The sequence below is a fragment of the Bartonella sp. AP331QHHD genome (genome assembly GCF_042195905.1).
Taxonomy (GTDB): Bacteria; Pseudomonadota; Alphaproteobacteria; order Rhizobiales; family Rhizobiaceae; genus Bartonella.
The window spans coordinates 1-2,693 of the sequence record NZ_JBHIPG010000044.1 but is presented as its reverse complement, the minus strand read 5'-3'; the positions used below and the strand labels follow the sequence as shown (position 1 = coordinate 2,693).

General features: G+C 43.9%; 1 protein-coding gene and 2 pseudogenes. All 3 read right to left on the bottom strand.

What is annotated here, in order from left to right; genetic code table 11:
• Nucleotides 1–165: pseudogene (locus tag ACFIMS_RS05340) on the bottom strand (phage tail protein); the annotation flags it as partial.
• Between the two features lie 138 nt (nt 166–303).
• The gene (locus tag ACFIMS_RS05335) at nt 304–1,737 is read right to left on the bottom strand and encodes a Bgr_08870 family protein (protein WP_375696456.1); all 1,434 of its coding nucleotides are present in this window, start codon (nt 1,735–1,737) and stop codon (nt 304–306) included.
• Nucleotides 1,738–1,750: 13 nt separating this feature from the next.
• Nucleotides 1,751–2,693 (bottom strand): annotated as a pseudogene (locus tag ACFIMS_RS05330) (DUF4815 domain-containing protein); the annotation flags it as partial.

The following is a 2,693-nucleotide window of genomic DNA, read 5'->3' as shown; positions in this document are numbered from 1 at the left end:
CTCATGTGTAAAAACTAACACAGGCTCGTCGAGGGGAAAAACTTGGTTGTCAGCATCAGGGGCTGTAACAACCGCCCCAATAGCGGTCTGATCAAATGTTGCTAAAGGACGGGAATCCTCACCAGCCTCTACAATGCGAATCCCATGATTAAATTCTATTGCCATTTTGCTCTCCAAATCAATGAAGAGACCATAACAACAAGAGCTCCCTTTCATAAGTCTGACACTGTCAGTCAAAAAGCCCTTTTAAAGGGCTTTAAAGGGGACTTAAAGACGGAAGAGCATACAAGCCTTTAAACGCGCTTATACAAAGATCTTTAATTTAACTGCGCCATCACCACCCCGTCCAGCACCATTTACTGTTCCATCTTCACCATCTCGATAACCGCCACCGCCACCGCCGCCATATCCTTTTTCAGCTCCGCTTCCTCCATTGCCACCATACTGGCTTTTTCCTCCCTTACCTCCATTATTAGCTATACCACTACCACCACTCCCACCTCCACCTGCTCCACCATAGGTACTATCCCCTCCATCACCGCCACAACTATCATTAAAGCCACCACCACCTCCTCCGCCTCCATGCCAAGGATGTTCTTTTCCCGCATAACCATTATTATTACTACCACTTGCAGTTCCATAACCACCTGAAACTCCACCACCACTATTTCCACCAATATAACCGTTATTCCCCTTACCACCCCGTGCTGTAAGAATAGAACCAACTAGCGTATTACCACCATTAATACCATTTCCATATCCGCCTTTTCCAATAGCCACTACATCATTATTCTGTAATTGGCGTTTTTGAATCTTTAAAGAAATACATTCACCACCACCTCCTCCTCCACGTTGGCCACCGCTCCCGCCACCTCCCCAAGCCATGATTTCAATATCAGTGTCATCTGTCACCCCATCAGGCCAAGGAATATTACCACTCTGCAACATAACGATTTCAATGTACTCTTCTTTACGCTTTTTGATTAAAGCATCCAAAAGAGCATCCACTTGCACCTTGGTATAAACAGCTTCACCATCAACTCTCAAAGGTCCTTTCAAGGTACTTCCATTTGTGCTTAAACTTGTCACCGTTTCACCATTATGAATAAGGCTAAACGACGAATTACCCAAAAGTTCTAAGCCACCACTCATGGTGACTTTGCTGGTAAATTTATTATAATTCTGCCATTCATTTGGGCTTGTGAGGCGCCCATAGCTGGTCATATCTTGATTAATCTTGGCTCTAAAATCATCAAGCCCCACGATATCTTCGGTTTTATGTTGGTGCGCACCTAATAGTGAAACAGCACTGCCAAAGGTAAAGTTATTGTTGCTTGATTTATAGAGAACATAATTGTTGNCAAGCCCCACGATATCTTCGGTTTTATGTTGGTGCGCACCTAATAGTGAAACAGCACTGCCAAAGGTAAAGTTATTGTTGCTTGATTTATAGAGAACATAATTGTTGGCGGCATCTTTTGCGCCTTCGATATCGCTTAAATCGGCAAAAGTGAAGGTTTTATCCGCTGCCATTTTGCCATTGAGAGCGCTTTCTAGATTTGTGATTTCGCTTATGGTATGCGTGTGTTGTAAAGGTGCTTTTTCGTTTATCTTTTCCTCAACAGCCAAAAGAGCTTGATCAATTTTGGTCAAGTTTTCCCGCAAGATTGGGAATTCAGAACTGATAAAACGCCCCTCTTTAGGCAATTCCATGTCGAGTTTTTTGGTTTTGGTCATCTCTGTTCTCCCATCACAATATGCCAGCGCCAAAATCACTCACCATGGACCGCGCTGCTGGTCCACCGGTAAGAGTGAGTTTGAGGCGCGCTTGTTTGGCTGTTTTGTCACTGCTCACAAATTTTCGTTCTGTCCAAAGTGGTTCAGCGAGTTGTTCTGTTTCGTCAAGTTTCAAAGGGGTGAAACCACCATCATCTAGTTGCATCTCCAGTGAAAAGGTTGCACCACCCGGTAAAAAGGTTTTGATATAGCTCGTTAACCTTGCCTTTTCACCAAAGGCAAAAGCACGCGTGACATAGGTCGCTTCCTTATGGATCTTTCCCGCGATCAATTGAACAGGCGCAAATAACACCGGTGAGAGTTTCTCTGTTCCTTTAAGAATAGCGCGAAGCTTGATCTTTTCACTGATATATTCAGTAAGACTGAGCAATTGAAAGGGAAGGAGTTGATAAACCGTGCCGTTGTTTCTTTCAATTTCAAAGATGACAGAACAATCGCTTGAAGGCAACTCAATGGCTGCGCGTATTTGTAAATCAGAGCAGTCCACAAGATCAAAAGTGCCAAGATCAATGGTTTTTTCTGTTTGTGTGTAGCGTGCTGCCAGCACTCGAAAGGCTAAAGCCTCATCTTGATGAGCAGTCCAGCTTTGTGCGTTAACAGAAGAAAATCGTGGTCCTGTTACATAAGGGTGGCTTGAGACATACCTTTGTTTTTCTGCATCAAAATCCCCAAGCTTTGCTAAGGAGACGGAATGATTACTATCATCTGTCTTAATAACGAAAGCCGTTAAGCGGTCATCGGGGACAAGGAGTGGTACATCATAGCGTGCCTCTGCCCAACCAGTTTTTGCGCCCTTCATAGAATAAAAGCTTTGTGCTTGAATATCGGCGGTAGGATAGCCGTTTTCTGTAGTGACCAAATCAATCACCAAATCATGGTTCTCATTACCGATTTTG